At 69.9% G+C, this 26,910-nt stretch carries 23 protein-coding genes and 4 tRNA genes; 14 read left to right on the top strand and 13 right to left on the bottom strand.

Going from position 1 to position 26,910, the window contains the following annotated elements; translation table 11 throughout:
- Positions 1-49 precede the first annotated feature (49 nt).
- Positions 50-1,378: an aminotransferase class I/II-fold pyridoxal phosphate-dependent enzyme gene (locus EV279_RS12175; RefSeq protein WP_133544923.1), complete on the top strand. Its 1,329-nt coding sequence runs from the start codon at positions 50-52 to the stop codon at positions 1,376-1,378.
- Positions 1,379-1,385: 7 nt separating this feature from the next.
- Entirely contained in the window at positions 1,386-2,237 is an 852-nt protein-coding gene (pdxY, locus tag EV279_RS12170; protein WP_133543823.1) for a pyridoxal kinase PdxY, read from the top strand.
- A 142-nt stretch (positions 2,238-2,379) separates the two neighbouring features.
- On the opposite strand, the gene EV279_RS12165 is transcribed toward pdxY, so the two are convergent.
- Together EV279_RS12165 and thrS are read right to left on the bottom strand one after the other, a co-directional pair.
- A complete protein-coding gene (locus tag EV279_RS12165) occupies positions 2,380-2,934 on the bottom strand; it encodes an HIT domain-containing protein (RefSeq protein ID WP_243728552.1) in 555 nt (184 codons plus the stop codon).
- Entirely contained in the window at positions 2,931-4,955 is a 2,025-nt protein-coding gene (thrS, locus tag EV279_RS12160; protein WP_133543821.1) for a threonine--tRNA ligase, read from the bottom strand. The genes EV279_RS12165 and thrS overlap by 4 nt, the downstream gene beginning before the upstream one ends.
- 281 nt (positions 4,956-5,236) lie before the next feature.
- On the opposite strand from thrS, the gene EV279_RS12155 reads away from it, so the two are divergent.
- Together EV279_RS12155 and EV279_RS12150 are read left to right on the top strand one after the other, a co-directional pair.
- Positions 5,237-6,316: a hypothetical protein gene (locus EV279_RS12155; RefSeq protein ID WP_133543819.1), complete on the top strand. Its 1,080-nt coding sequence runs from the start codon at positions 5,237-5,239 to the stop codon at positions 6,314-6,316.
- Positions 6,317-6,332: 16 nt separating this feature from the next.
- Positions 6,333-7,793 carry a hypothetical protein gene (locus EV279_RS12150; RefSeq protein WP_133543817.1) on the top strand — a complete coding sequence of 487 codons (1,461 nt, stop codon included), beginning with the start codon at positions 6,333-6,335 and terminating at the stop codon, positions 7,791-7,793.
- Between the two features lie 49 nt (positions 7,794-7,842).
- On the opposite strand, the gene EV279_RS12145 is transcribed toward EV279_RS12150, so the two are convergent.
- From EV279_RS12145 to EV279_RS12135, 3 genes are read right to left on the bottom strand one after another with little or no spacing between them, the layout of a single operon-like run.
- The gene (locus EV279_RS12145) at positions 7,843-8,766 is read right to left on the bottom strand and encodes a hypothetical protein (protein WP_133543815.1); all 924 of its coding nucleotides are present in this window, start codon (positions 8,764-8,766) and stop codon (positions 7,843-7,845) included.
- Positions 8,747-10,090: a cytochrome P450 gene (locus EV279_RS12140; protein ID WP_133543813.1), complete on the bottom strand. Its 1,344-nt coding sequence runs from the start codon at positions 10,088-10,090 to the stop codon at positions 8,747-8,749. The genes EV279_RS12145 and EV279_RS12140 overlap by 20 nt, the downstream gene beginning before the upstream one ends.
- Before the next feature lie 27 nt (positions 10,091-10,117).
- Positions 10,118-11,977 (bottom strand): peroxidase family protein, encoded by a 1,860-nt coding sequence (locus tag EV279_RS12135; RefSeq protein WP_208109527.1) that lies wholly within the window; start codon positions 11,975-11,977, stop codon positions 10,118-10,120.
- Positions 11,978-12,253: 276 nt separating this feature from the next.
- Between EV279_RS12135 and EV279_RS12130 the strand changes: the two genes are divergently transcribed.
- Together EV279_RS12130 and EV279_RS12125 are read left to right on the top strand one after the other, a co-directional pair.
- Positions 12,254-14,647, top strand: a complete 2,394-nt coding sequence (locus tag EV279_RS12130; RefSeq protein ID WP_208109526.1) for a GMC family oxidoreductase — start codon at positions 12,254-12,256, stop codon at positions 14,645-14,647.
- Positions 14,644-15,699, top strand: a complete 1,056-nt coding sequence (locus EV279_RS12125) for an alpha/beta fold hydrolase (protein ID WP_133543807.1) — start codon at positions 14,644-14,646, stop codon at positions 15,697-15,699. Before EV279_RS12130 ends, EV279_RS12125 begins: the two co-directional genes overlap by 4 nt.
- Here the strand turns inward: EV279_RS12125 and EV279_RS12120 are convergent.
- Positions 15,663-16,367, bottom strand: coding sequence for a DNA alkylation repair protein (locus EV279_RS12120; protein ID WP_133543805.1), 705 nt, complete (start codon positions 16,365-16,367; stop codon positions 15,663-15,665). The two genes, EV279_RS12125 and EV279_RS12120, sit on opposite strands and share 37 nt — an antisense overlap.
- 57 nt (positions 16,368-16,424) lie before the next feature.
- Between EV279_RS12120 and EV279_RS12115 the strand changes: the two genes are divergently transcribed.
- Entirely contained in the window at positions 16,425-16,637 is a 213-nt protein-coding gene (locus EV279_RS12115; RefSeq protein ID WP_133543803.1) for a KTSC domain-containing protein, read from the top strand.
- A gap of 50 nt (positions 16,638-16,687) precedes the next feature.
- On the opposite strand, the gene EV279_RS12110 is transcribed toward EV279_RS12115, so the two are convergent.
- The 3 genes from EV279_RS12110 to EV279_RS12100 form a co-directional block, all read right to left on the bottom strand.
- Positions 16,688-16,762, bottom strand: a tRNA-Val gene (locus EV279_RS12110).
- Between the two features lie 28 nt (positions 16,763-16,790).
- Positions 16,791-16,864, bottom strand: a tRNA-Cys gene (locus EV279_RS12105).
- Positions 16,865-16,918: 54 nt separating this feature from the next.
- Positions 16,919-16,991 (bottom strand) — tRNA-Gly (locus EV279_RS12100).
- A gap of 148 nt (positions 16,992-17,139) precedes the next feature.
- Between EV279_RS12100 and EV279_RS12095 the strand changes: the two genes are divergently transcribed.
- A tRNA-Val gene (locus EV279_RS12095) sits at positions 17,140-17,212 on the top strand.
- A gap of 67 nt (positions 17,213-17,279) precedes the next feature.
- Here EV279_RS12095 and EV279_RS12090 read toward each other — a convergent pair.
- The 3 genes from EV279_RS12090 to zapE form a co-directional block, all read right to left on the bottom strand.
- Positions 17,280-17,813: a type II toxin-antitoxin system PemK/MazF family toxin gene (locus EV279_RS12090; protein WP_133543801.1), complete on the bottom strand. Its 534-nt coding sequence runs from the start codon at positions 17,811-17,813 to the stop codon at positions 17,280-17,282.
- 70 nt (positions 17,814-17,883) lie between these two features.
- Entirely contained in the window at positions 17,884-19,158 is a 1,275-nt protein-coding gene (locus tag EV279_RS12085; RefSeq protein WP_133543799.1) for an ammonium transporter, read from the bottom strand.
- A 169-nt stretch (positions 19,159-19,327) separates the two neighbouring features.
- Entirely contained in the window at positions 19,328-20,356 is a 1,029-nt protein-coding gene (gene zapE / locus EV279_RS12080; protein ID WP_133543797.1) for a cell division protein ZapE, read from the bottom strand.
- A gap of 118 nt (positions 20,357-20,474) precedes the next feature.
- Between zapE and EV279_RS12075 the strand changes: the two genes are divergently transcribed.
- From EV279_RS12075 to EV279_RS12065, 3 genes are read left to right on the top strand one after another with little or no spacing between them, the layout of a single operon-like run.
- Positions 20,475-21,377 (top strand): sulfurtransferase, encoded by a 903-nt coding sequence (locus EV279_RS12075; protein WP_133543795.1) that lies wholly within the window; start codon positions 20,475-20,477, stop codon positions 21,375-21,377.
- A gap of 53 nt (positions 21,378-21,430) precedes the next feature.
- Positions 21,431-21,871, top strand: coding sequence for a SufE family protein (locus tag EV279_RS12070; RefSeq protein ID WP_133543793.1), 441 nt, complete (start codon positions 21,431-21,433; stop codon positions 21,869-21,871).
- On the top strand, positions 21,871-22,632 hold the full coding sequence (locus tag EV279_RS12065) for a dihydrofolate reductase family protein (RefSeq protein ID WP_133543791.1): 762 nt from the start codon (positions 21,871-21,873) through the stop codon (positions 22,630-22,632). The genes EV279_RS12070 and EV279_RS12065 overlap by 1 nt, the downstream gene beginning before the upstream one ends.
- Here the strand turns inward: EV279_RS12065 and EV279_RS12060 are convergent.
- A complete protein-coding gene (locus tag EV279_RS12060) occupies positions 22,601-23,824 on the bottom strand; it encodes an alpha/beta fold hydrolase (protein WP_133543789.1) in 1,224 nt (407 codons plus the stop codon). The genes EV279_RS12065 and EV279_RS12060 overlap by 32 nt on opposite strands.
- Before the next feature lie 25 nt (positions 23,825-23,849).
- On the opposite strand from EV279_RS12060, the gene EV279_RS12055 reads away from it, so the two are divergent.
- The 3 genes from EV279_RS12055 to EV279_RS12045 all read left to right on the top strand — a co-directional run bounded on the left by EV279_RS12055 (position 23,850) and on the right by EV279_RS12045 (position 26,908).
- On the top strand, positions 23,850-24,440 hold the full coding sequence (locus tag EV279_RS12055; RefSeq protein WP_133543787.1) for a DUF3000 domain-containing protein: 591 nt from the start codon (positions 23,850-23,852) through the stop codon (positions 24,438-24,440).
- Positions 24,433-25,632 (top strand): ribonuclease D, encoded by a 1,200-nt coding sequence (locus EV279_RS12050; protein WP_133543785.1) that lies wholly within the window; start codon positions 24,433-24,435, stop codon positions 25,630-25,632. Before EV279_RS12055 ends, EV279_RS12050 begins: the two co-directional genes overlap by 8 nt.
- A 73-nt stretch (positions 25,633-25,705) precedes the next feature.
- On the top strand, positions 25,706-26,908 hold the full coding sequence (locus tag EV279_RS12045; RefSeq protein ID WP_133543783.1) for a thiolase family protein: 1,203 nt from the start codon (positions 25,706-25,708) through the stop codon (positions 26,906-26,908).
- Positions 26,909-26,910: the final 2 nt, after the last annotated feature.

The following is a 26,910-nucleotide window of genomic DNA, read 5'->3' as shown; positions in this document are numbered from 1 at the left end:
AAAGATAGCACGGACCAGCACATAGGCTTCACGCATGACGGAGAGCGCGATGGACCAGCAGATCACGGGCGCGACCGCGCTCGAGATCGCCGAGAGCGTGCGGCGGCTGCTCGATCGCGGGGTGCTCTCCCCCGGTGATCCGCTGCCGCCCGTGCGGTCGCTCGCCGAGCGCCTGGGCGTCAATCGCAACACCGTGGTCGCGGCGTACCGGCAGCTCTCCGGCGCGGGGGTCGTCGTGTCGCGCGGACGTGGCGGTACGCGCGTCGCCGACCGATCCGCCGTCGCCCAGGAGGGTTACGCGACGGACAGCGTGCTGCGCGACGTCGGGACGGGCAACCCGGACCCCGATCTCATCCCCGACCTCTCGGTGGCGCTGGCGCGCGTCGCGGGCCGGCCCGTCCTCTACGGCGAACCGGTCATCGACCGGGAGCTGGAGGACTGGGCGACGCAGTGGTTCGGCGAGGCGGTCGATCCCGCCCAGCAGTTCCGGCTCACCATCACCAGCGGGGCGTCGGACGCGATCGAGCGGCTCCTCGCCCAGGCGCTCACTCGCGACGACGCCGTGGGCCTCGAGGATCCGTGTTTCCTCGCCAGCATCCACACCGTCCGACTGGGCGGCTACCGTCCCGTCGCGATCCCGGTCGACGACGAGGGGATGACGGTCGAGGGTCTCCGGGCGGCCCTCGCGGACGGGGTGCGAGCGGTCGTGTGCACGCCGCGGGCGCAGAACCCGACCGGTGCGAGCCTGACCGAGCGCCGGGCGCGCCGGCTGCGCGCCGTGCTCGCCGATCACCCCTACGTCCTCGTGGTCGAGGACGACCACTTCGCGATGCTGTCCGGACGCCCATACCACTCGCTCATCGGCCCGGGCCACCGGCGCTGGGCTCTCGTGCGCTCGGTCTCGAAGTTCCTCGGACCCGACATGTGCCTCGCGGTCGCGGCATCCGATCCGCGCACCGCCGAGCGCCTCGCGATGCGCCTGACTCCCGGCACGACGTGGGTGAGCCACCTCCTCCAGAAGCTGACCCACGCGCTCGTCACCGACGACGCCGTCCGCGCCGAGATCGCCTCCGCCGCCGCGCACTACGCCGAGCGCAACGCCGCCTTCGCCGCGCGGCTGAGCGCCAAGGGGCTGCCGACCGCGGCGGGGGACGGGCTCAATCTGTGGGTGCGCCTTCCGGTGCCTGCGCGCGCGGTCACCGAGCGCCTCATGCGGCGCGGGTGGCTCGCTCGACCCGGTGACGAGTTCGTGCTCGCCGACGACGCCGCCGCGTGGCATCTCCGGCTCACCGTCCACGACCTCGACGACGAGGACGCCGAGCAGCTGGCGGCGGATGTCGCGACCGCGGCGGCGGACGCCCTGCGCAGGGTGGGATGATCGATCGGTGAAGATCCTGTCCATCCAGTCGGCGGTGGCCTACGGCCACGTGGGCAACTCCGCCGCGGTGTTCCCGCTCCAGCGCATCGGCGTCGAGGTCCTGCCCGTCTACACCGTGAACTTCTCGAATCACACGGGCTACGGCGCGTGGCGCGGGCCCCTCATCCCGCCCGCCGATGTCGCCGAGGTCCTCACGGGCATCGAGGAGCGCGGGGCGTTCCCCGACATCGACGTCGTGCTCTCCGGCTACCAGGGCAGCGAGGGCATCGGCGACGTCATCCTCGACGCCGTCGCCCGAGTGAAGTCGGCGAACCCCTCGGCGATCTACTCCTGCGACCCCGTGATGGGCAACGCCAGGTCGGGATGCTTCGTCGCCCCCGCCATCCCGATCCTCCTGCGCGAGCGGGTCGTGCCGCGGGCCGACATCATCACCCCGAACCAGTTCGAGCTGGGCTTCCTGACGGGCACGGAGCCGGACGACCTCGCGTCCACGCTCGCCTCGGCCGACCTCGCGCGCGAGATGGGCCCGCGCACGGCCCTCGTCACGAGCGTCGAGCGCCCGGACCGGCCCGAGGGGACGATCGAGATGCTCGCGGTCACAGACGAGGGGGCGTGGATCGTGCAGACTCCGCAGATCCCCATGAAGGCGAACGGGTCCGGCGACGTCACCGCGGCGCTCTTCACGGCGCACTTCCGCGAGACCGGCGACGCCGCCCTCGCCCTCGCGCGCACGACCTCGAGCGTGTTCGATCTGCTGCAGAACACCTTCGACTCGGGCGAGCGCGAGCTGCGGCTCGTCGAGTCGCAGGATGCCTATGCCCACCCGCGCCTGCAGTTCGAGGTGCGGCAGGTCCGCTGACCCGCGTCCGGGCCAGGCGCGGCCGCGCGTCCCCAAACAGGTGATCGGCCGGGAACAGGCGATCGGCCGAGAACAGGCGGACGCAGGCCCGAACTGCCTGTTCCTGGCCGATCGCCTGTCGTCGTCAGGGCAGAGGTTGTGCTCAGGCGTCCCACGCGTCGGCGACGGCCCGGCGAACGTCGCCGAGGAGCTGAGGCAGCGCCTTGGTCTTGGCGATGATGGGGAAGAAGTTGGCGTCGGTCGCCCAGCGCGGCACGACGTGCTGATGGAGGTGCTCGGCGACGCCGGCGCCGGCGACCTTGCCCTGGTTCATGCCGATGTTGAAGCCGTCGCACCGCGAGACGGCGCGCAGCACGTGCATCGCACGCTGCGTCAGGGCGCCGATCTCGGCGACCTCCTCGGTCGTCGCCTCGTCGTACGTCGAGATGTGGCGGTACGGGCACACGAGGAGGTGCCCGGAGTTGTAGGGGAAGAGGTTCAGCAGCACGTACGACGTGACGCCACGGTGCACGATGAGCGCGTCCGCGTCGGTCATGCCCGGGGCCGCGCAGAACGGGCACGTCTCGCGCAGCGGCTCCGGACCCGCCTGGATGTACGCCATCCGGTGCGGCGTCCACAGCCGCTGGAACTCATCGGGAACGCCGGGGAGCTCGCCCGCCGCGATGAGCCGCGCGTCCCCCGGGTCCTCGGTGCTCAAGCCAGGTCCTCGCTCGTGTCGACGAGCGCCTTCGAGGAGATCGCGCCGCGCACGCGCGCGACGGCCTCGGCGACCGGGATGCCGTTGAGCTGCGAGCCGTCGCGGAACCGGAACGACACGGTGCCAGCCGAGCGGTCCTGCTCCCCCGCGATCAGGAGGATCGGCACCTTCTGCATCGTGTGGTTGCGGATCTTCTTCTGCATGCGGTCGTCGCTGCGGTCGAGCTCGGCACGCACATCCTCCGAGCGGAGCCGGTCGATGATCTCGCCCAGGTAGTCGGCGTACTCGTCGGCGACGGGGATGCCCACGACCTGCACGGGTGACAGCCACACCGGGAAAGCGCCCGCGTAGTGCTCCAGCAGGATCGCGAAGAAGCGCTCGATCGAGCCCATCAGCGCGCGGTGGATCATGACGGGGCGCTTCTTCTCGCCGTCGCGGTCGGTGAACTCGAGGTGGAAGCGCTCCGGCAGGTTGAAGTCGATCTGCACGGTCGACAGCTGCCACACGCGGCCGATCGCATCCCTCGTCTTGAGGTCGATCTTCGGGCCGTAGAAGGCCGCTTCGCCGGGCACTTCGGTGAGCTTGAGACCGGATGCCCGGGCCACGCGCCGCAGCGCATCGGTGGCCTCCGCCCAGTGGGCCTCGTCGCCGATCCACTTCGCCTTCTCGTCGTCGCGCATCGACAGCTCGAGCTCGAACTCGGTGAGACCGAAGTCGCGCAGGAGCGACAGGACGAAGTCGAGCACCTTCCCCGCCTCGTCCTCGAGCTGGTCGGGCGTGACGAAGAGGTGCGCGTCGTCCTGCGTGAATCCGCGCACCCGGGTGAGACCGTGCAGGGCGCCGGAGAGCTCGTTGCGGTAGACCGTGCCGTTCTCGGCGAGGCGCATGGGCAGGTCGCGGTAGCTGCGCGCACGCTCGCGGTAGATCAGGATGTGCATCGGGCAGTTCATCGGCTTGAGGTAGTAGTCGATGCCCGGCTTGGTGACCTCGCCGTTCTCGTCGCGCTCCTCGTCGAGGTGGATGGGCGGGAACATCCCCTCCTTGTACGTCACGAGGTGGTTCGACTCGATGAAGAGGTCCTTCTTCGTAATGTGCGGCGTGTAGACGTAGGTGTACCCCGCGCTGCGGTGCCGGCGCAGGGCGTGCTGCTCCATCTCCTGGCGCACGGTGCCGCCGCGCGGGTGCCAGACCGACAGCCCGGAACCGATCTCGTCCGGGAAGGAGAAGAGGTCGAGCTCCTTGCCGAGCTTGCGGTGATCGCGCTTGGCCGCCTCCTCCAGGCGTGCCTGATAGGCGCGCAGGTCGTCCTTCGTCGGCCACGCGGTGCCGTAGATGCGCTGGAGCTGCGGATTCTTCTCACTGCCGCGCCAGTACGCGCCGGCGACGCGCGTCAGGTCCCAGCCGTTGCCGATGACGCGGGTGCCGGGAACGTGCGGTCCGCGGCAGAGGTCCTTCCACACGGTGTCGCCGTTGCGGTCGACGTTGTCGTAGATCGTCAGCTCGTCCGCGCCGACCTCGACGGACGCGCCCTCTACCTTCGAAACGGTCCCCGCGCCGGCCGAGGGGCCCTTCAGCCCGATGAGCTCGAGCTTGAACGGCTCGTCGGCGAGCTCGGCGCGCGCCTCCTCGTCGGTGACGACCCGGCGGACGAACCGCTGGTTGTCGCGGACGATCCGCTCCATCTCCTTCTTGATCGCCTTGAGGTCCTCCGGGGTGAAGGGCTCGTCGACGCCGAAGTCGTAGTAGAAGCCGTCCGTGATGGGCGGTCCGATGCCGAGGTTCGCCTGCGGGCGGATGCGCTGCACGGCCTGCGCGAGCACGTGCGCCGCCGAGTGCCGCAGGATGCCGAGGCCGTCGGGACTGTCGACCGTCACGGGCTCGACGACATCCGTCTCGGTCACGACCGTCGCGAGGTCCTTCAGCTCGCCGCCGACTCGGAGGGCGATGACGGAGCGATCGGGGAACAGGGCGAAGCCGTCGGCGGGATACGACACGTCCGACGAAGGGGCGACGTCAGTCAAGGGAGGTCTCCAAGGAGGTGGGTTCGGTTCGAAGTCTGCTCAGCTTCGGACGCACGCGGCGTCCCGCCCGCTCAGGCCTGAAGCGTTCGCGTGCCGGTCACCGCGACGACGGTCGCGGACGTGAGGCGGCGGAGTCCCATGGCGTCATCCTACCGCCGCGATCTCGTCGAGATTTCAGTGACGTGGACGGGTCCTTGCCAATATGCTGAATCGTCGCGCGGTCGGGGCATGGGGGCTTCCGCGACACGACCAGGGCATTGGCATCCACTTCGGGGGTCGAGATGATCGATGACGACGCGGCGCGCACGACGAGGGATGCCGCGGACCGACCGCGCCGTCCGCTGCGGTGCGGCGAGCCGGCGGTGCACCGCTTCTCCACCGATGACGGCGTCGAGCTGCAGCTTTCGCGCTTCCAGGGCGGGACCAAGGGGCCGGTCATCCTGAGCCCCGGGTTCGGGACGTCTTCGATCGCGTACACGCTCGACACCACCGACACGAACTTCCCCGAGTATCTCTTCGAGCACGGCTACGACGTCTGGGTCCTCGACTACCGTGCCAGTCCCCTGCTCCCGTCGGCCGGCACGCAGTTCACGCTCGACGACATCGCGACCCGCGACTACCCGGCGGCCGTCGACACGGTGCGCGCCGAGGCGGGCGTCGACGATGTGCAGATCATGGCGCACTGCGTGGGGTCGCTCACCTTCCTCATGTCGCTCAGCGAGGGCCTGCAGGGCGTCCGCTCGGGCGTCGCCTCGCAGCTGACGCTGCACCCTCGTGCGGGCGCTCTCAACGAGCTCCGCGCCGGGATCTACGCCGCGAATGTCATGGACGCGCTCGGCATCGACACGCTGACGACCGAGTTCGACGACGACCCTTCGTGGCTGGAACGGCTCTACGACCGGGCGCTGACCATCTATCCCGCCGGCGACGAGCCGTGCGACCGACCGTTCTGCCGCCGCGTGATGTTCATGTACGGCGAGGTGTACGACCACGACCGGCTCAACGACGCGACGCACGACCACCTGGAGGAGGCCTTCGGCGTCGCGAACATCCGCACCCTCACCCAGATCACCCGGATCCTGCGCGAAGACCACGCGGTCAGCTACGACGGCGACCACGACTACCTCGACGGCGCGGCCAACATGAAGGTGCCGATCGCCTTCCTCCACGGCGAGCACAACCGGCTGTTCCTCCCCGAGGGGAGCCGCCTCACGTACGAGTGGCTTCGGGAGCAGAACGGCCCGGACCTGTACTCGCGACACGTCATCCCGGGCTACTCCCACATGGACTGCTTCGTGGGGAAGGATGCCGCGCGCGACGTCTACCCCGTCGTCACCGCCCAGCTCGATCTCCACAACTGACACGCGAGGAGCGCGCATGACCACCGTCGACGAGTCCACCGCACCGGGATCCAGCGCCGCGGGACAGCATCCCGCCCTCGCCGACCTCGCGGGCTATCCCTTCCTGTCCGCGCTGACCGAGCGGCGCACGCGCCGCATCCCCCGTGGCTTCTCCGTCGACGCGGGTCCCCTCAGCCACGAGAGCCACAACGCGCCGGCGCCGCTGAGCAAGCTCGAGGAGGCGATCCTCATCACGTGCGTCACGGGCATCACCGGCATCACGACGCATGACGGCCCCCTCGTGGAGAAGAACGGCCTTCCCGAGCTGGGGACGCCGTTCCTCAACATCCTCGCCCGCACCGGCAGCAGCGCCGACAACGCGCAGGCGACCTACTTCTTCATGATCAACGACGACGGGATCTTCCTGCTCAAGCCGCCCAAGGGCGACCGGGCCCTGGAGCTTCTGCGCGACCTGCCGCCGAAGTGGGGCGACTGGACGGAGGAGGACTGGATTGCGGCGGCCGCCGAGTGCACGATCAGGGTGTCCGACCGTCGACTGGACTTCCCGCGCGAGTGGCCGTACTACCTGGGGTGGAACAACCAGGCGTCGAACACCCCGGGCACGACCGTCTTCTTCCCGGTGGTCGACTGCACGTGGCAGTACATCAACGCGATCATCATCCTGCTGACCGAGCCGGGCGGCATGCGCCCCCTCTTCCTCGACGACTGGCGGACCTTCCACCCGAAGAACGCGGTCGAGTGGATCGCGAAGATCGGCAGCAGCATCGGGATCGGTCCGAAGATCCCGTACCACCCGATCGGCGGTCTGGACAGGGTGCGCAGCGGCTACGTCAACAAGGACAGCCAGGCGCCGCTCGGCTTCGGCGGGGCTCTCCGCACCGACTACGAGGCCTTCTTCTACTTCCAGAACCTGATGCTGCTCGGACAGGCCATGGGCCTCGGCGGCTGGATCCACGGCTCCGTCTTCCCGCCGTACATCTGGCAGCAGGACGAGGCGAAGGGCTGGCACGGCCTCGGCTTCCGCCTCGAACAGCCCAAGAAGCACCGCAACTGGCCCCCCGTCCCGGCTTCGCAGCCGAACCCCGTCGGCATCGACGGGATCCTCGAGGGCCTCACTCCCCCGTATGTGTCCTCCATGGACGAGGCGGTGGATCGCGTCGTCGAGTCGAAGTACAGCGCCACCGGCCCCGCTTACGGGAACGAGGCGGTGTGGTCGAGCCCCTACCGCAGCAAGGACGATGCGCGCGCCTTCTTCGAGAAGGGCACCAAGTTCGGCGCCGAGGAGATCGCGTACACCAAGGAGATCTGCAACTACATCTGGGACACCTACGGGCGCTTCCCCGCGCACGTCGACGCCTTCTACACGCCCGGCATGTGGCTGCAGTTCTCGCACTTGGAGCTGGAGTACTACGACCGCTTCTTCGATCCCCGCCAGTACACGCGGCAGGCGGCCCACGACCGCCTGTGGCACCCGTGAACGGCCGGCACCGGCGCTCCGGAAGCGCCGGAGCCCGCCGGCCCGGGGCTCACAGGTAGCGGTCGAAGAAGCCGACCACGTCGGCGGTGTCGTCCATCACGTAGCGATATCCCTCGTAGCGTCCGGGCGGCGACGGGTAGCGGATGACCCCGAGGGAGTGGGGAGTGGCCGCGGAGATGTCCTCCACGACGGCGATCGTTCCCCAGGGATCGCCGACGCCCTGGACGTACTGCACGGTGGCCCCCCGCACCCGCGCGGCGGGGATGGCGGGGTTCTGCCTGCTCGGCAGCGGCGCCCGCCGGAGCCAGTAGACGACGTCCATCGACCGGGCCACGACCGAGCCGAACCTGCCGAGCTGATCCCGTGCGAAGTTGTCGTTGAACACCGTCAGCTTCGTCGGCTGGACGATGAGGAGCGCGCGAAGCGGCAGCGCTTCCGGTGCGCCGTACAGAACGGTGTTGCCCCCGGCCGCCATGCCGATGGCGCCGATGCGGTCGGCGATGACGTCGTCCCGGGAGCGCAGGTAGGTCACGGCGCCGACGAAGTCGCGCCCCTCCCACGGCCCGAAGGTCAGCGGGCGACGGTCGCCGCTCTCGCCGTGGTTGGCGAGGTCGAAGGTGAGCACCGAGTAGCCTGCATCGTGCAGCGCCTTCGTGGCCGGGAGGAAGTCGACATCGCGGTCGCGGAACGGGACGCGTCCGGCGACGTTTCCCATGCGGTTCCACAGCCAGCCGTGCACCCACACGACCGTGGGGGCGGGTCCGGTTCCCGCCGGGATGAACCATCCCTTGAGCTCGACCCCGTCCGTCGCGTGGAAGACGACCTCCTCGTACGCGAGGCCCGCTTCCGCCGGCGTGCGCGTGAGCGGGAGGCGGGAGCCGACGATCATGAGCCTGCTCAGATGGACAAGCTTGCGGATGCCGCGCTCGCGCTTCCGCGGCGACACGGCCTGGTCAGTCCGCGATCGCGACATGCTCTCGGAACCTCACCGTCAGGCCGCTCGCCGGAAGCGGGAAGAGCTCGTTCGTCAGCGTGAGATCCTGCTCCGGGATCGACCACTCGGCCCTGCGCAGCAGCAGCGTCAGGTAGACCTTGACCGCGACCGTCACGATGTTCTCGCCGGGGCACCGGTGATGCGTGGCCTGTCCGTCCCCGTGCGGCACGTAGCTTCCCGGAGGAAGCGCCGCCTCGCGCGTGGGCAGGAAGCGGTCGGGATCGAATCGGTCCGGGTCGGGGAAGACGTCGGGGTTGCGCATGTTGATGTGGATCCCGCCGATGGCCCCCCAGCCCTTCGGGATGCGGTAGCCGGCGACCTCCATGTCCTCCTGGACCCGCCCGAAGAAGGTCGCGGAGTTCATGGCGAAGTAGCGCCGAACCTCCTTCGAGATCTGCTCCAGGTACTCCATGCGCTCGATCTGCTCCATCGTGATCGCGCCGTCGGGAGAGATCTCGCGCACCTCGGCCCGGGCGCGCTCCATGATGTCGGGATGCTGTCCGACGACCAGCGTCGTGAGCGTGAGGGGGACGAAGTACCCGCCCTGGCCGGCGAAGATGAGATGCCGGATGTCGCCGCGGAGGTTCTCGATGGGCACGTCGGCTTCGGTGGCGGCGACGATCATGCGCGACACGATGTCGTCGTAGCCACCCGCGAGGTGCGTGCGCAGCGCTTCGTCGATGATCTCGTCGACGCGCTTCCGGCTGGCGATCGCCTTGCCGTACTTCGTGCCGGGCAAGGGCAGCGGGAGCGTCATGAACGCCTCCCGCATGTTCGCGAGATTGACGTCGAGCTCCGCGGCGTGCTCCTCCGTGCGGTCGCCGGTGTAGAGCGCGCCCGTCAGCCGTGCGGCGTAGCGCTGCAGGTCGGCGCGGAGGTCGGCGCCCGTCCCTGCTTCCAGCCACGGGTCGATCGTCTGCTCCAGCAGCTCCTGCATGACCGGGAGGTACGACGCGATGGCCGACCGGTAGCCGACGGCGCGCAGCATCACGGCCTTCCGGGTGTGGTGCTCGACGCCGTCGATGAGCGCCAGCGAGTTCAGGAAGATCTGCTCGGCCGAGATGGGGTCGGCGTCGCCGCGGACGATGCGGGGGTCCGTGGCGAAGACGTGGAACGCCTCGTGCCCGGAGAACACCACGAAGCTGTTGCCGAACAGCCGTGTGCGGAAGATCGGGCCGTACTTCGCGAGCCGGTCCTTGTAGAACCCGTGGTTGTTCTTGATGATCGCGAGGGTCTCCCCCAGCCACGGCATGCCGAACCGACCGGGCGGCAGAGGCTTCTGAGCGGCCTTGGACGCGGTCATGTGTCTCCTTCGCCGGACGCCGGGGCGTCAGTCGGACTGTCCGGCGGCGGCGGTCGCCGTCGCGGGGGTCGAATCGGAAGCGCGGGCGCCGCTCACGTTCCACGGCACGAACGCGTTGGGCACGCCGTCGAGCGCCTTCTCGAGCTCGGGGAAGTGCCGGAGGAGGACGCTGCGCATGTCGTTGTCGGCGACCCACCGCAGTCCCGTCCCGGTGTAGTACTCCTCGGTGTAGCAGTCGGTGAGGAACCGGTCGCTCTTCAGTCGGCGGCTGGCCATCAGGATGAAGACGCGGAAGGCGGTGTCGCTGAAACCGAAGCCCTTCGGCGGAGTCTCGGCGTGCATGCCGACCTGGAGGTCGACCTTCTCGACGTCGCCGTAGATCTCCTCCAGCTCCCGCGCCCAGACGGGGTTGTCGGTCAGCTCGTCGAATGTCGTGGCGGGCTTGAGGTGGAGCTGGCGGCGGAACTCGTTGTACCGCGGTACGCCGCGTTCCCTGTCGCGGGTGATGTCGAGGGCGGCCAGATCCAGCCGCACACCATCGGGAAGCGTGATGTCCTGCATCCACCGCGGGAAGTTGTGCAGCTGGACGGCTCCCGGATGCTGCGTCCCGAACGAGTACCAGAGGTCCTGGACCTCTTGCGGCCCCTCCAGGACCCGCTGCGCGTTCAGGAGGATGATCTCCTGGAACTCCATCGAGTCGAGCAGCCGGTTGTCGTCGAGCGAGCGCACGTCGAGCTGCTCGGGGAGGAGGGGGTGCAGGCGGTACACCGACGCGAACTCCTCGGTGAGCTGATAGGGCGCGCCGTGGTGGTCGTGGGCGGACCCCGGGATGCCGCTGATGATGTCGCTCCTGCTGATGCGCCCGAAGCGGCGATGGATTTTCTCTTCGGCCAGGCCCCACCAGTTGGCGCGCATGGCGACCCGCATGACCGGGTGGGCGATGATGGCCGGCGTCCACTCGACCGTGTGGATCTTGGCGAGCAGCGCCGAGTTCACGAGCTGGGCGGTGCCGAACAGCTCGTCCTCGGTGAGGTGGGGGTGATCCTTCTTCAGGGCATCGCAGATGGCGTTGTGCTCGAGGGTGAAGAGGGTGTGCAGCATCCCGAGCCCCACCCACCAGTTCTCGCTGAAACCCGTGAGGGCGACGCCGGTGGTGGGGTCGAGGGGCAGGTGCCCGTCCTTGAGCAGCAGCTTGCCGTCGACGTGACTGCGCACCTGCTCGCGTCGCGCCTCCGTGCTGCCGTAGATCGACGAGGCATCCCACCAGTGCGAGTTCGAGTTGATGTAGGTCGGCGGAAGGTCCCGGTCGCCGTCCACGCGGGTGGAGTCCTGCTTCGTCTGCGGGATGCGCATCGGGTCCTCGAACCACGTGTCGCCCTCAGGCAGAGGGATGTCGATCGTGAGATCCTCCTCGCGGCCGTGGGCGAACCAGTCATGGGTCTGGAACTGGATCCACGCAGCGGCGAGGAGGTTGATCGACGTCGCCGGGGTGAACTCGTCGCGTCGCATGAGCCGCTGGCTTATCTCGCGCGCGTTCGGCGCCGCGAGGTCGGGCATCTCGGCCGGCCGGGCCTTGTCCAGCGCGACATTGCGGGCGAAGCGCGTCGTCGCCATCCCCATGTCGGGATCGCTCAGATCGTTGTACGAGCCGTCGGCCGTGCGGAAGCGCCGCTGCAGGTCGGTCGCGTCCGCCGGCGCCACGCCCGGCCGACGACCGCCGTCGCCCGGAGTGCGTGTATCGATGAGGTTCTCGGCGCGCAGCTGATCGCGCAGCGCGATGAGGTTGAGCAGCGAGAACAGGAACGGAAGCCTGTGCCACGGCGTGCGCCGGTTCACGCGGGTGTAGACGCCGATCAGCGCACGCTCGAACACCGATGGTCTGCTCACTGCCGACTCCATTCGTCGCAGGACGGCGCTCCCCCAGTGGACCAGCCCCCGTCCCAGTGGATCTGCCCGAATCATAGTGAGTAGGTGGATGCCGCGGCCATCTTTCCGCGCGAGGATTTCGCGCCCGTGCCGCCGAGGCATCCGGGTTCGCGCCGGCGACGCGCGCGCACGTTGATGATTGCGACCGGGCACCCGCCCTCACTAGCGTGAGCGTTGGTGCCGGGGCGGGGGCTCGACGGTCGACGTGCACCGGAAGGGACAGCCGTGGGGGCACACGTGGAGCATGTCGATGCAGTCGTCGTCGGCTCGGGGTTCGGCGCATCGGTGTCGGCGTTCCGGCTCGCGGAGGCGGGACGATCGGTCGTCGTGCTGGAGCGGGGCCGGGCGTACCCGCCGGGAAGCTTCGCGCGCAGCCCGCACGAGATGGCCCGGGCGTTCTGGGAGCCGAAGGACGAGCTGTTCGGCCTGTTCGACATCCGCTCGTTCCGCAAGATCGAGGGCATCGTCTCGGCGGGACTCGGCGGGGGGTCGCTCATCTACGCCAACGTCCTGCTGCGAAAGGACGAGCGCTGGTTCGTGCACGACTCGCCGCTGCCGGGCGGCGGCTACGAGAACTGGCCGATCGGCCGCAGCGATCTCGACCGGCACTACGACGCGGTCGAGGCGATGATGACGCCGACTCCCAACCCGTATCCGGACCTCCCCAAGTCGAAGGCGCTCCGGGATGCCGCGACGAGCCTCGGTCTCGAGGCGTTCGATCCACCGCTGGCGATCTCGTTCGGGTCGCGCCCGGGTGCGCCGGCGCAGCCCAAGCAGGTGATCGAGGAGCCGGAGTACGGCAATCTGCACGGTGCGACCCGGCTGACCTGCCGGCTCTGCGGCGAGTGCGACATCGGCTGCAACGAGGGCTCGAAGAACACGCTCGACCACAACTACCTGTCGGCCGCCAAGGCTCGGGGTGCCGACATCCGCACCCTCGCCGATGTCTTCGGCATCACCCCCCTCGCCGGGGGCGGGTACGAGGTGCGCTACACCCAGTACGGGACCGAGCCCGAGCAGGACGGCAGACGCGGACGCGTCGAGGTTCGGATCACCTGCGACCAGCTCTTCCTCGGTGCCGGGACGTTCGGCTCGACGACGCTCCTGCTGCGCAACCGGGTCTCGCTCCCCGCGCTCGGCGCGGCTCTCGGCTCGCGCTTCAGTGGCAACGGCGACCTCCTCACCTTCTCCCTGGCGGCGCACTCCACCTCCGATGCCGGGCACGACCGACTCATCGACCCCGCGTACGGGCCGGTCATCACGACGGCGATCCGCAAGCCCGACGGGGTCGACGAAGAGGGTGCAGGCCGCGGCTACTACGTGCAGGAGGCGGGCTTCCCGGAGTTCGCGAACTGGCTCATCGAGACGGCGCAGGTCACCTCGTCGATGAAACGTGCGGCCGCCGTCGTGCGGCAGCTGATCTCGTACCGCCTCGGCGACAGGAACGAATCGACCATCTCGGCCGAGGTCGCCAAGCTCGTGGGCCAGGGGCGGCTGACCTCGAGCTCGCTGCCCCTCCTCGGAATGGGGCGCGACACCCCCGACGGCAGGATCACGCTCACCGACGGCGAACTCGACGTGGAGTGGACGACGGCCACGAGCGAGGAGTACTTCGAGTCGATGCGCAGCACGATGCGCGACATCTCCGACACCCTCGGCGGACGCTTCCGCGACAACCCGCTGTGGTGGACGAAGCGCGTCATCACCGTGCATCCGCTGGGCGGCTCTCCGATGGGCCGGCACGTCCACGAGGGCGTCGTCGACAGCTGGAACGAGTCGTTCGGGCACCCGGACCTGTTCGTCGTGGACGGCTCCGCCGTTCCGGGTCCGGTGGGGCCGAACCCGTCCCTCACGATCGCCGCGATGGCCGATCGGGCGGTCGAGCATGCACTGGAGCGACCGAGGCGGAAGCGCCGCTCCGCGACCGCCGCCGTCGAGGCGGAGCCGGCGGTCCAGGCGCCCGCCGCCCCCGTCGCCGGCCGCGGCATGGAGTTCACCGAGAAGATGCGCGGATTCATCGCTCTCGGCCAGACGGAGCCGATGGCCGGGTGGCGCGTGGGGCGGCAGCTGACACAGCGCTTCATGTTCAGGCTCACGATCACGGCGCCCGACGTCGAGCGCTTCGTCGGCACCGAGGATCACACCGCCGTGGCCGAGGGCTACGTCGACTGCGATCTCCTGGGCGGCCAGCTGCCGGTGCAGAGGGGCTGGGCGAACCTCTTCGTCGACACCCAGCATGCGCGGACGCGCGAGATGCGCTACCGGCTGTGGTTCAGCGACATGTCAGGGACGCCCCTGACGATGTACGGCTTCAAGACCGTCCGCGACGATCCCGGGTTCGACATCTGGACCGACACGTCGACGCTGTACATCCGGCTGATGAAGGGTCACGTCCCACCGGGCGAGAACGGCGGGGGCGACGGCAACGGCGAGGTGATCGGGGCCGGCATGCTGCGGATCCTCCCGGCGGATTTCGCGCGGCAGCTGACCACCTTCAAGGGCTCCGGCCACGGCCCGCTCGCGTCGATCGCACGGTTCGGCACGTTCTTCACCAAATCGGTGATGGATGCCTACCTCCCGCCGGCGCCGGAGAAGCCGGCGTCATCCGAGCGACAGGGGGCCGGTCGATGAGCTCGGTCGCGATCACCCGCCGGCGGCACGTCGACGAGCCGCACTTCTTCCGGACCGAGGACGGGGTCGCCCTCACGCTCATCCACGTGCGCGGGCCCTCCGAGCCGACGAAGGGCCCGGTTCTCCTCGTGCACGGCGCCGGCATGCGTGCGGAGTCCTTCCGTCCGCCGGCCATCCGATCGCTCGTGGACGTGCTGCTCGAAGACGGGCGCGACGTGTGGATGCTCAACTGGCGCGGCTCCACGGACCTGCCCCGCATGCCGTGGACGCTCGACGACGTGGCCTTCTACGACCACCCGGCCGCGGTCCGCCACATCGTCGATGCGACCGGGGCGGGCTCCATCCAGGCGATCGCGCACTGTCAGGGCTCGACGAGTCTCAGCATGGCCATCGTGGCCGGACTCGTTCCCGAGGTGGACGCCGTCGTCTCCAATTCCGTCTCGCTGCATCCCGTCGTCCCCGGCTTCTCGAAGGTGAAGCTCGGACTTCTGCGCCCGCTCTTCCAAGGGCGTGAGCCGTACGTGGACGTCGCGTGGGGAGACGGACCGGAACGAGGCATCCGTCGCGCCACGCGCAATGCCGTGAGACTGTGGCATGTCGAGTGCCGCGAGCCGGCGTGCAACATGGCGAGCTTCGCCCTCGGATCCGGCCACCCCGCACTCTGGCACCACCGGAATCTCGATCCGGCGACGCACAAGTGGCTGAGCGGCGAGTTCGGGCAGATCCCCATGAGCCTGTACACCCAGATCGCGAAGTCCCAGCGCGCCCACCAGGTCGTCGCGATCCAGCCGCGCGAGGGCCTGCCGTTGCGCTACGCGTCCGAGCCGCCGCGTTCGACCGCGCGCTTCGCGCTGTTCACGGGGTCGGACAACCGGGCGTTCCTGCCGCAGAGCCAGAAGGCGACCTACGCCTATCTCGACCGGCATCAGCCGGGACGTCACTCCCTGCGCGTCATCCGCGGCTACGGCCATGCCGACGTCTTCGTCGGGCACCGGGCTCACGTCGAGGTGTTCCCTCAGTTCCTCGCGGCGCTCGGCGGAGGGCCGGGCTGAGCCGGCCCGATGTGCTTGAGCGCCTCGCGCACGGTGAGCGGGCTCAGGTCGTGGCCGGCGACGAAGCGCCGCACCCAGTCCGGAGCGACGCGGGCGTGCTGGCGCAGCGCCCAGCCGATCGCCTTGCGGATGAAGAACTCGCCATCCGCGGTGTTCGGCTCGATCGCGTCGGCGAGCAGCGTCTCGTCGAGGCGATCGCGCCGATCGAGCTGCGAGATGATCGCGACGCGGCGGATCCAGAGGTCTTCGTCGACCGCCCAGCGCCGAACGAGGTCGGCCGTGTCGCGCGGCCGTGCGTCGAGCGCCTCGGCCATGCGATGCGCCACGTCGTCGGTGATGTCCCACCACCGTCCGGTGCGCACCATGTGCTCGACTCGGGGAAGGACGGCCGGGTCGGCACGCAGGGGATTCAGTGCGATGAGCGCCATGGCGGCGTAGCGCTCTTCGCGATGGGATGCCCCGTCCCACAGTTCGTCCGCCGCCGCGAGGAGGTAAGCGGCATCCGTCGTCCCCTTCGCCGCCGCGGACGTGAGGCGCCTGACCTCCGGCAGCGCGACGCCGTGGAAGGGCATCGCCGACTTCATGTACGCCTGCTGCGCGCGGGCCCGTTCGGGATCGGCCGCAGCGCGCAGTGCCGCGCGGATCGCCTGCGCGAGCGCCGTCGTCATGCGAACACGCTAGCGCGCGACCCGGGCGCGCCCGCCCGCCGGGTTAGCGTCGAAGCTGTGAGGCGTGAACAGGTCGAGTCGACGGTCATCCGCTCGGTCGGGTACGACGTCGCGACGGCGGTGCTCGAGATCGAGTTCACGTCCGGCGATCTGTACCGCTACTACGCGGTCCCGCCCTCGGCGCACCGGGGCCTCCTCGCGGCCGACAGCGCCGGCAGGTTCTTCGCGCAGCGGATCCGCCCCGTCTATCCCACCGAGCAGATCCGGTAGCCGCCTGCGCGCGGGAATGACGAAACCCCCGGCGGGCCGGGGGTTCGAAGTGGTGGGCGATACTGGGATCGAACCAGTGACCTCTTCCGTGTCAGGGAAGCGCGCTACCGCTGCGCCAATCGCCCGAGGTCGTGCTCCGGTCGGGACCGGGAGTGGAGGTGGCGACGGGATTCGAACCCGTGTAAACGGCTTTGCAGGCCGGTGCCTAGCCGCTCGGCCACGCCACCGCGTGTGGTTTGACCCCACGTGCCGTGACTCCCCGAGGGGAGTCCCTGCACTCGAGCGGATGACGAGACTCGAACTCGCGACCCTCACCTTGGCAAGGTGATGCGCTACCAACTGCGCTACATCCGCGTTGCTCCGGATCTCTCCGGCGCCTCAATGACTTTAGCCGATCCGCGCGCAGGTGCCAAACCGGGTGAGACCCGCGCGTGTCACACCGGTGTGATTCGTGCGGCCCCTCGCCATCCGGTAGGATCGGAACCCGGCCCCTGCGGGCCACGGGCGATTGGCGCAGTTGGTAGCGCGCTTCCTTCACACGGAAGAGGTCATCAGTTCGAGTCTGGTATCGCCCACCGACAAGCCCGGCTGCCGCCGGGCTTTCGACGTCTCCGGGGCCGTTCCGCCAGGATGGGGGCCGCGTCAGCCGTTGCCGACCGACCACCCGTAGCGCCGGTGCAGGGCCTGCGCGACCCGGGTGAACCGGTCGAGATCGAGAGCGGATGCCTCGCGGCGCATGCCGTCGACGTGCACGCTGTAGAGCTGCTCGATGTCGACCCAGGACGGCCGGCCCTGCGAGTCCCAGGGGCCCGACCCGATCGGGAGGAAGTCCCGGTCGCCGTCGTGCGCCTTGCTCGTGAGGCGCACGGCGTAGACACGCGAGGCGTCCTGCCGACCGATGACGAGGACGGGGCGGTCCTTGCCTCGGCCGTCGCGCTCGGCGTACGGCACCCACGTCCAGATGATCTCACCGGCGTCCGGGTCTCCGTCCGGATCCGGCTGGTATGCGATCCGCAGGTCGTTCGCCCGCGGGGGCGCGATCCCGACGGTGGCGGCGAAGCCGCTTCGCTCCTCCTCCCGCGGAACGGGAGTCGTCGGCGCGGGTGCGGCAGGCCGGCGCGACGATGGCGTCAACAGGCTCTTCAGGGCGCCCAGGAGGCTCCGGCGAGGCGTCATGACCGAAACCCTAACGGCAGACGCGAGAGGGGCGCCGCGCAGCGCGCGACGCCCCTCCCCCGGTCGACTGTCAGCCGCGGGTGTCGGTGAGGACGTAGCCCTCCTCGCCGTGCACGACCGTGTCGATGCCGGCGATCTCGTCCTCGTTCTTGACGCGGAACCCGATCGTCTTCTGGATGATCCAGCCGATCGCGTAGGCGAGCACGAAGGAGTAGATGAGCACCGTGAAGGCGGCGATCGCCTGAACGAGCAGCTGCGTTCCGTCGCCGCCGGTGAACAGGCCCACATCGGTAGCGAAGAAGCCGATGAACAGCGTGCCGATGAGGCCGCCGACGAGGTGGATGCCCACGACGTCGAGCGAGTCGTCGAAGCCCCACTTGAACTTGAGTTCGATCGCCAGAGCGCAGACGGCACCCGCGATGAGGCCGAGCACGATGGCCCACCCGGGCGTGAGCGAGGCGCACGCGGGGGTGATCGCGACGAGGCCCGCGACGGCGCCCGAGGCGGCGCCGACAGAGGTGGGCTTGCCGTCCTTGAACTTCTCGACGAGAAGCCACGCCAGGAGAGCCGCGGCGGGGGCGGCGATCGTGTTCACGAAGGCGAGCGCGGCCGTGTTGTCCGCGGCCAGCTCCGAGCCGGCGTTGAAGCCGAACCAGCCGAACCACAGCAGGCCCGCACCCAGGAGCACGAACGGCGGGTTGTGGGGCACCTGGATGCCCTTCTGGAAGCCGACGCGCTTGCCGAGGACGAGGGCGAGCGCGAGCGCGGCGGCACCGGCGTTGATGTGGACGGCCGTGCCACCGGCGAAGTCGATCGCTCCCGCGCCGAGCCACTCCTGGAGGCCGTAGGTGATCCACCCGCCGTAGGCGAAGCTGCCGTCCTCGGCCAGGCCGAAGTTGAAGACCCAGCTCGCGACCGGGAAGTAGACGATGGTCGCCCAGATCGTCGCGAAGATCATCCACGCGCCGAACTTCGCCCGGTCGGCGATGGCGCCGGAGACGAGCGCGACGGTGATGATCGCGAACGTGGCCTGGAAGGCGACGAACGCCAGCGGCGGGTAGGCCGCGCCCTCGGGCGTCTCGAGCAGGCTGGTGAGGCCGAACTCAGCGGGGTCGACCGTCCAGGGGAACTGGATCTGCCCTTCGGCGGTGGCGGGGAACGCCACGGCGTAGCCGTAGAGAACCCACAGCACGCCGATGAGACCCATGGCGCCGAAGCTCAGCATCATCATGCTGATCACGCTCTTGGCCTTCACCAGTCCGCCGTAGAAGAACGCCAGACCCGGCGTCATGAGGAGAACGAGCGCGGCTGCGATGAGGATGAATGCGGTGTTGCCTTGATCCATCTCGGGAGGAACCTCTCTGCAGGGACGCAGGGGAAAATGCGTCGGGTCCGCCCATTGTCACGATCGCCCGTTACCGCTGGCCGGGGTGCCTGTTTCGCATCTGTTACGCGTCCCCGGCTCGTGTAAACATCAGGTTTCGGCGAGCCGTGCGTCGTCCTCGGACTCGCCGTCAGTCGTGCGTCAGCGCGACCAGGCGTGAGATGGCGCGCAGGTACTTCTTCCGGTACCCGCCGGCGAGCATCTCCTCGCCGAACACCTGGTCCAGCGACAGCCCGGTGGCGCGGATCGGGATCTGCGCGTCATAGGCGCGGTCGACGAACGCGACGAACCGCAGCGCCGCGGACTGGTCGTCCAGCTCCGCGACCCCGCGCAGGCCGATCGTCGAGAGCCCTTCGAGAAGCCGGATGTAGCGGCTCGGATGCACGCGCGCGAGGTGGTCGACGAATGCCGGGAAGACGTCGTCCGATGCGACGCCGCGGGACGCGGCATCCGTCAGCGTCCGCTCGTATTCGGAATCGGTGAGCACGGCCGCGTGACCGTCGATCGCGCGCTGGCGGTAGTCGGTGCCGTCGATCCGGAGGGTCTGGAAGTTGGCCGCCATCGCATGGATCTCGCGCAGGAAGTCCTGCGCGGCGAAGCGCCCCTCGCCCAGGGCGTTGGGCGGGGTGTTGGAGGTCGCGGCCATCCGGGTGCCGCCGGCGACGAGCTCGCCGAGCAGCCGCGTCATGACCATCGTGTCGCCCGGATCGTCGAGCTCGAACTCGTCGATGCACAGCAGGTCGGAGCCGCGGAACAGCTCGACGGTGTTCTGATAGCCGAGCGCGCCGACCAGCGCCGTGTACTCGATGAAGGAGCCGAAGTACTTCCGGCGGGCCGGCATGGCGTGGTAGATCGCCGCGAGGAGGTGGGTCTTGCCGACGCCGAAGCCGCCGTCCAGGTAGACGCCGGGCTTGAGCTCGGGACCCTTCTTCGGCCGACGGAAGAATCCGCCGCGGGCCGCCGGCTGGCCGACTCCGGAGAACGACATCAGGGTGTCTTTGGCCTCCTGCTGCGACGGGTACCCCGGGTCCGCCCGGTACGAGTCGAAGGTCGCGCCGTCGAACTGCGGCGGCGGCTCGAGGGCCGCGACCATCTCGGCGCCGGAGACCTGCGGCATCCGCTCGGTGAGGTGCACGATTCCGGCTGCCGTCGTGGTCATCTCGTCCTGTATCGCCGTCTTACGGGGGGAATGCGCGATGACCCGCGGGAATCTAGGGTGTGAAGCGCGCGTTCAACCCTACGCCGTCCCGCCTGCCCCCCGACCCGAGGAGCGCCCGTTGTCCGTCGAGTTCGACACCTCGTCCCCCAAGTTCGCCGACTACGCCGAGCCCGGGCGGCTCGTGACGGGCGACTGGCTGCAGGAACGACTCGGACAGCCGGGACTGGCGATCGTCGAGTCCGATGAGGACGTGCTCCTGTACGAGACCGGGCATATCCCGGGAGCGGTGAAGGTCGACTGGCACACCGAGCTGAACGACCCCGTCGTGCGCGACTACGTCGACGGCGCCGGCTTCGCCGAACTCCTGAGCCGCAAGGGGATCCGCCGCGACGACACCGTCGTGATCTACGGCGACAAGAACAACTGGTGGGCTGCGTATGCCCTGTGGGTCTTCTCGCTGTTCGGGCATGAGGACGTGCGTCTGCTGGACGGCGGCCGCGACAAGTGGATCGCCGAGGGCCGCCCCCTGACGACGGATGCCTCGACCCCTGAGCCGGCGGACTATCCCGTCGTCGAGCGCGACGACGCCACCCTCCGCGCCTATAAGGAGGACGTGCTCGCGCACCTCGGCAACCCGCTCATCGACGTCCGCTCCCCCGAGGAGTACAACGGGTCGCGCACCTCGGCCCCGGCCTATCCCGAGGAGGGCGCCCTGCGCGCAGGGCACATCCCGACGGCGCAGAGCGTGCCGTGGGCCCGCGCGGTCGCGGCGGACGGCGGCTTCAAGACGCGCGCCGAGCTCGACGCGATCTACCGCGGGGAGGCGGGCCTCCGGGACGGCGACGACATCGTGGCCTACTGCCGGATCGGCGAGCGCTCGAGCCACACGTGGTTCGTCCTTCACCACCTCCTCGGCTTCGAGCGGGTCCGCAACTACGACGGCTCGTGGACGGAATGGGGCAGCGCGGTGCGCGTGCCGATCGTCACGGGCGACGAGCCGGGCGTCCTGCCCCGACGCTGACGACGCCCGGAGCGCCGGGCCGCGGCGACGGAGTCCGTGGAAGGATGGGTCCGATGACCGAAGCCGCCCTTCCCGAGACGCTCGCCGAGATCCGCGACGAGTTCCTGGAGCTGCCCGAGCCCGACCGACTGCAGCTGCTGCTGGAGTTCTCCAACGAGCTCCCCGAGGTGCCGGCCGAGTACGAGGGCCATCCCGAGCTCGCCGAGCGGGTCGCCGAGTGCCAGTCGCCGGTCTACATCATCCTCGAGGTCGGCGCCGACGACCGGGTCGTCATGCATGCGACGGCGCCGAAGGAGGCGCCCACCACGCGGGGATTCGCGAGCATCCTCGTGCAGGGCCTCACCGGTCTGAGCGCGGACGAGGTGCTCGCCATCCCCGCCGACTACCCGCAGACCATCGGACTCACACGCGCCGTCTCGCCCCTGCGCATCGCGGGCATGACGGGCATGCTCCTGCGCGCCCAGCGCCAGGTCGAGGCGAAACGCGCCGCGTGATGGAATCGGCACCGAAGCCCACCGACTCCCCTGCCGAGGCCGGCATCGTGACCGAGCTCTTCCCGCGGACGCTCGAGTCCGCCCGCATCGGCGACGAGGGCACGGACGAATGGATGTCGCGCCGGTACGCCGTCGAGACCGACCGGTTCGTGCGGCTCAACCTTCTCACGACGATCACGGGGGGTACGGCGGGCGAGGACGGCACGAGCGACAGCATCACATCCAGGACCGATCGGTACATCCTCGGCGCGGTGCGCCGGGCCTCGGACGTCGTGGTGGTCGGCGCCGAGACGGTCCGGATCGAGGGGTATCTGCTCCCCAAGACCGCGCGGCTGGCCGTCGTGACCTCCACGGGCCACCTGGGCGCGGGCAAGCTGAGCGCTGAGGGTCGGGAGGACCGCCCGCCGGCGCTCGTGCTGTGTCCCGAGGAGCGTGCCGACGCGGTGCGCCACGCGCTGGCGGACGCTCCCGCCGAGGTCGTGCCGCTTCCCACCGACGGAGAGAGGCTCGCACCGCAGACGATCGTCGCGGGTCTGCGGGCGCGGGGCCTCGGTCGCATCGTCTGCGAGGGCGGCCCCGAGCTCGCGACGCAGTTCGTCGAGGCCGGGGTCGTGGACGAGCTGTGCGTGACGGTGTCGCCGGTGCTCCAGCCGGCGCGTCAGCCGTTCGTGCGGCTCACCGAGCGGGTGGAGTCGACCGTCGCGGGGATGCTCGTCGACGACGCCGGCTTCAGCTATCTGCGCCTTCGCGTGCAGGGATGAGATCGTGGCGCTCCAGCCAGGTGCGGATGCTGTCGCTCCAGCGCTCCTGGTCGTAGTTCCACAGCTTGGTGTGGCGCGCCACCTCGAAGACCTGCATCTCGACGAGGTCGGGTCGGCGCACGACGAGCTCGTGTGAGGCGTCCGACGGCACGAAGCCGTCGTCGTCGCTGTGCAGGATGAGGACGGGATGCCGCAGCTCGGCCGCTCGCGCGACGACGTCGAGGCGGTCGAAGGGGATCGCGGCGCCGGTCCGGGTCACGGGCGTCGCCCATTCGGATTGGAGCGCCCCGATCGCGAGCCCCTTCACCGCGGTCGGCAGGTGGTAGAGCTTCGCCTGGTAGTCGAGGACGACCCGCCAGTCGATCACCGGGGACTCGAGGATGAGCGCCGCGACGAGGTCGCGGTGCGCGGAGTTGAGGTCGACCTGCAGCGAGATCGCGCCGCCCATCGACCAGCCCATGAGGATGACGCGCCGCGCGCCGCGGCGACGGGCGAACCCGAGCGCGGCATCCACGTCGCGCCACTCCGTCGCGCCGAGCGTGTAGGTGCCGGTCCGGCTGCGGGGAGCTTCGCCGTCGTTGCGGTACGACACGACGAGCGAGGTGATGCCGAGGCTGTGGAAGAGCGGGACCGCGCGGAGGCACTCGGCGCGATTCGTGCCTCGACCGTGCACCTGGATGACCCACACGTCTGTGGGCTCCGCCGCCGGGAAGAGCCACGCCGGACACGGGCCGACGACCGACCCGATCAGCTCGGGCGTGAAGGGCAGGTGCAGCTCCTCGGGCCGGTCGTAGTACCAGCCGCTGAACGCGGCCTCGGAGGAGAGCTGGGACGAGGGGCCGATGTGGGTCAGGAGCTTGCGCTTCACCGAGTGGTCGTCCTCGGCCAGGACCGAGCCGAGCTTGATGTACGACGATGTCCCGGTCGTGAACAGGCCGTACCGTCCGGGCAGGACGGTGTCGGGCGTGCGACTGAGAGTGATCGTCTGGGCCGCCGTGTCGAGCTTCAGGATCGTGGTGTCGGGCACGCGGCCGGCCGGTGTGACGATCTGACGGGCGGTGCGGACCGAGAGTGCGCCGATGAGGGTGAGCACTCCCCCGAGCGCGAAGCTCAGCGTCACCAGCGCCGCCCGGACGCCGGCGAGGAAGGCGGGAGTGGCGCCGTTCGTCGCGGCGCGCCTGGAGGTGACCATCGAGGCCTCACTCTAGTCTGTCCGCGTGGCTGAGCTTCGTCCCCCGGCGGCGCCGCTGTCGTTCGCCCAGGCGGCCGCCGACGTGCGCTCGGTGAGCTTCCGCGACGATCTCGTCGTCCGTGAGATCCCTGCGCCCACCGGCCTCGCCCCCGACGCCCTCGCGCTGTCCGCAGATGTGCGTCCCGACGCCGACGGGGAGGACTCGCCCTACGGGACGGGACGCTTCGTGCTGCTTCACGACGAGGCCGAGCCGGCCGCGTGGGACGGGAGATGGCGCATCGTCTGCTTCGCGCAGGCGCCGCTCGAACCCGACATCGGAGTCGACCCGCTGCTCGCTGATGTGGCATGGTCGTGGCTCGTGGATGCTCTCGATTCCCGTCATGCCGTCTACCGCGCGGCGTCCGGCACGGCGACGAAGACCCTGTCGAAGGGCTTCGGGTCGCTCGCCGCCGAAGGCGAGGGCGCCCAGATCGAGCTGCGGGCGTCCTGGTCGCCGGCCGGCGCGATCGCCGGGCACGTGGAGGCATGGGCCGAGCTCGTCTGCATGCTGGCGGGGCTCCCGCCCGGTTCGGAGGGCATCTCGATCCTCGGAGCGCGCAGGTCGCCCCGTGGCTGAGTACGAAGTCATCGCGGACGGTGCAGGCCTCCAGCACGCGGCATCCGCTCTCGCCGACGGAATCGGGCCCGTCGCGGTCGACGTGGAGCGGGCGTCGGGATTCCGCTATTCGCAGCGCGCCTATCTCATCCAGGTCTATCGGCGTGAGGCGGGCCTCTTCCTCTTCGACCCTCCTCCGATCGGCGACTTCGCTCCCCTGCAGGCGGCGATCGGCGATGCCGAGTGGGTGCTGCACGCCGCGAGCCAGGACCTGCCGTCCCTGCGCGAGCTGGGGCTCGTTCCCGCGTCGATCTTCGACACGGAGCTCGCCTCGAGGCTCCTCGGGCGCGAGCGCGTCGGACTCGGCGCCGTCGTCGAGGAGACGCTCGGCATCTCGCTCGCGAAGGCGCACTCGGCTTCGGACTGGTCGACGCGGCCTCTCCCCCAGTCGTGGCTGGAGTACGCCGCGCTCGACGTCGAGCACCTCGTCGACGTGCGGGACGTGCTGGCGCAGGAGCTCGCGAAGCAGGGCAAGACGGTCTACGCCGCGGAGGAGTTCCAAGCCGTCCTCGACCGGCCCCCCAGACCCGCGCGCGAGGAGCCGTGGCGGCGTCTCAGCGGCCTCCACACGGTGCGCGGCCGCCGCTCGCTCGCCATCGCACGCGCGCTGTGGCTCGCTCGTGAGGAGTTCGCGCAGGAGGAGGATGTCGCGCCGGGCCGCCTCGTGCCCGACCGCGCACTCGTCGCCGCGGTGCTCGCCGACCCGACGTCCAAGGCCGATCTCGCGCGCGTCAAGGAGTTCACAGGTCGCGCGAGCCGCACGCAGCTGGACCGCTGGTGGGCGGCCATCGAGGCCGGCCGCGCGACGGCCGAGCTGCCCAGCGAGCGGGGCTCGGGCGGGGACTCGCTCCCGCCGCCGCGCGCCTGGGCCGACCGCAATCCGGCGGCCGATGCACGGCTGAAGACGGCGCGCCCCCTCGTCGAGGAGGTCGCGACGAGCATCGGCATGCCGGTCGAGAACCTCCTCACTCCCGAGCTCCTCCGGCGCGTCGCATGGGCGCCGCCCGAGCCGATGACAGCGGCCGCGATCGGGCAGGCGCTCGCAGAACTCGGCGCGCGGCGGTGGCAGATTGAGCAAACCGCACAGGTGATCGCCGATGCCTTTGTGGCTTCCGTGCAAGAGCCGTCGAAGGGCCCGGAAACCGCTTCGTAGGTCTCCCACACCCGATTCCGGCGCGTCCAGGGCCGCTCCTAGGGTGGGGGCATCCCTATTTTCTGGAGGCAGAGTGGCCGAGATTTCGGACGTCTTCTTCGTCGATGGAATGCGCACCCCCTTCGGGCGCGCCGGCGAAAAAGGCATGTACTGGAACACCCGCGCCGATGACCTCGCCGTCAAGGCGACCATCGGCCTTCTGGAGCGCAACCCCGACGTTCCGAAGGACCGCATCGACGACGTGGCGATCGCCGCGACGTCGCAGACGGGCGACCAGGGCCTGACCCTGGGCCGATCCGTCGCGATCCTCGCGGGCCTGCCGCAGACCGTCCCCGGGTTCGCGATCGACCGCATGTGCGCCGGCGCGATGACCAGCGTGACGACCATGGCCGCCTCGATCGGCGTCGGCATGTACGACGTCGCCCTCGCCGGCGGGGTCGAGCACATGGGCCACCACCCCATCGGCGGCAACGCCGACCCGAACCCGCGCTTCGTCGCGGAGAAGATGGTCGACCCCGGCGCGCTCAACATGGGCGTGACGGCGGAGCGGATCTTCGACCGCTTCCCGCACCTGACGAAGGAGCGCTCGGACCGCTACGGCATGCTGAGCCAGCACAAGGTGCAGGCGGCATACGACGCGGGCAGGATCCAGCCCGACCTCGTCCCCGTCGCGATCAAGGACGCCGACGGCGCGTGGGGTCTCGCTACCGAGGACGAGGGCCGGCGCCCCCAGACGACGATGGAGGACCTCGCGACCCTCAAGACGCCGTTCCGTCCGCACGGGCGGGTCACCGCCGGGACCTCGTCACCGCTGACCGACGGCGCGACGATGTCGCTTCTGGCCGGCGGCGGCGCCGTCGAGGAGCTCGGACTCCAGCCCAAGATGAGGCTCGTCTCCTTCGCCTTCGCGGGCGTGCAGCCGGAGATCATGGGCATCGGCCCGATCCCGTCGACCGAGAAGGCGCTTCGCAAGGCCGGCCTGACGATCGACGACATCGGACTCTTCGAGCTCAACGAGGCGTTCGCGATCCAGGTGATCTCGCTCCTCGACCACTTCGGCATCGCCGACGACGACCCGCGCGTCAACCCGTGGGGCGGCGCGATCGCGTTCGGCCACCCGCTCGCCGCCTCCGGCGTGCGGCTCATGATCCAGCTCGCGGCCCACTTCGCCGAGCGCCCCGACGTCCGCTACGGCCTGACCGCCATGTGCGTGGGCCTCGGACAGGGCGGCTCGGTCATCTGGGAGAACCCGCACTACGACGGCAAGCGGAAGTAAGG

Source organism: Microbacterium sp. BK668, from assembly GCF_004362195.1.
GTDB lineage: Bacteria > Actinomycetota > Actinomycetes > Actinomycetales > Microbacteriaceae > Microbacterium.
This window is presented reverse-complemented; position numbering and strand designations above follow the sequence as displayed.

Bases quoted from the DNA above. Each gene is read 5' to 3' on its own strand.
- EV279_RS12175 (WP_133544923.1), top strand. From the start codon at position 50: ATGGACCAGCAGATCACGGGCGCGACCGCGCTCGAGATCGCCGAGAGC.
- EV279_RS12155 (WP_133543819.1), top strand. From the start codon at position 5,237: ATGATCGATGACGACGCGGCGCGCACGACGAGGGATGCCGCGGACCGA.
- EV279_RS12150 (WP_133543817.1), top strand. From the start codon at position 6,333: ATGACCACCGTCGACGAGTCCACCGCACCGGGATCCAGCGCCGCGGGA.
- EV279_RS12145 (WP_133543815.1), bottom strand. From the start codon at position 8,766: ATGTCGCGATCGCGGACTGACCAGGCCGTGTCGCCGCGGAAGCGCGAG.
- EV279_RS12140 (WP_133543813.1), bottom strand. From the start codon at position 10,090: ATGACCGCGTCCAAGGCCGCTCAGAAGCCTCTGCCGCCCGGTCGGTTC.
- EV279_RS12125 (WP_133543807.1), top strand. From the start codon at position 14,644: ATGAGCTCGGTCGCGATCACCCGCCGGCGGCACGTCGACGAGCCGCAC.
- EV279_RS12120 (WP_133543805.1), bottom strand. From the start codon at position 16,367: ATGACGACGGCGCTCGCGCAGGCGATCCGCGCGGCACTGCGCGCTGCG.
- EV279_RS12090 (WP_133543801.1), bottom strand. From the start codon at position 17,813: ATGACGCCTCGCCGGAGCCTCCTGGGCGCCCTGAAGAGCCTGTTGACG.
- EV279_RS12085 (WP_133543799.1), bottom strand. From the start codon at position 19,158: ATGGATCAAGGCAACACCGCATTCATCCTCATCGCAGCCGCGCTCGTT.
- zapE (WP_133543797.1), bottom strand. From the start codon at position 20,356: ATGACCACGACGGCAGCCGGAATCGTGCACCTCACCGAGCGGATGCCG.
- EV279_RS12070 (WP_133543793.1), top strand. From the start codon at position 21,431: ATGACCGAAGCCGCCCTTCCCGAGACGCTCGCCGAGATCCGCGACGAG.
- EV279_RS12065 (WP_133543791.1), top strand. From the start codon at position 21,871: ATGGAATCGGCACCGAAGCCCACCGACTCCCCTGCCGAGGCCGGCATC.
- EV279_RS12060 (WP_133543789.1), bottom strand. From the start codon at position 23,824: ATGGTCACCTCCAGGCGCGCCGCGACGAACGGCGCCACTCCCGCCTTC.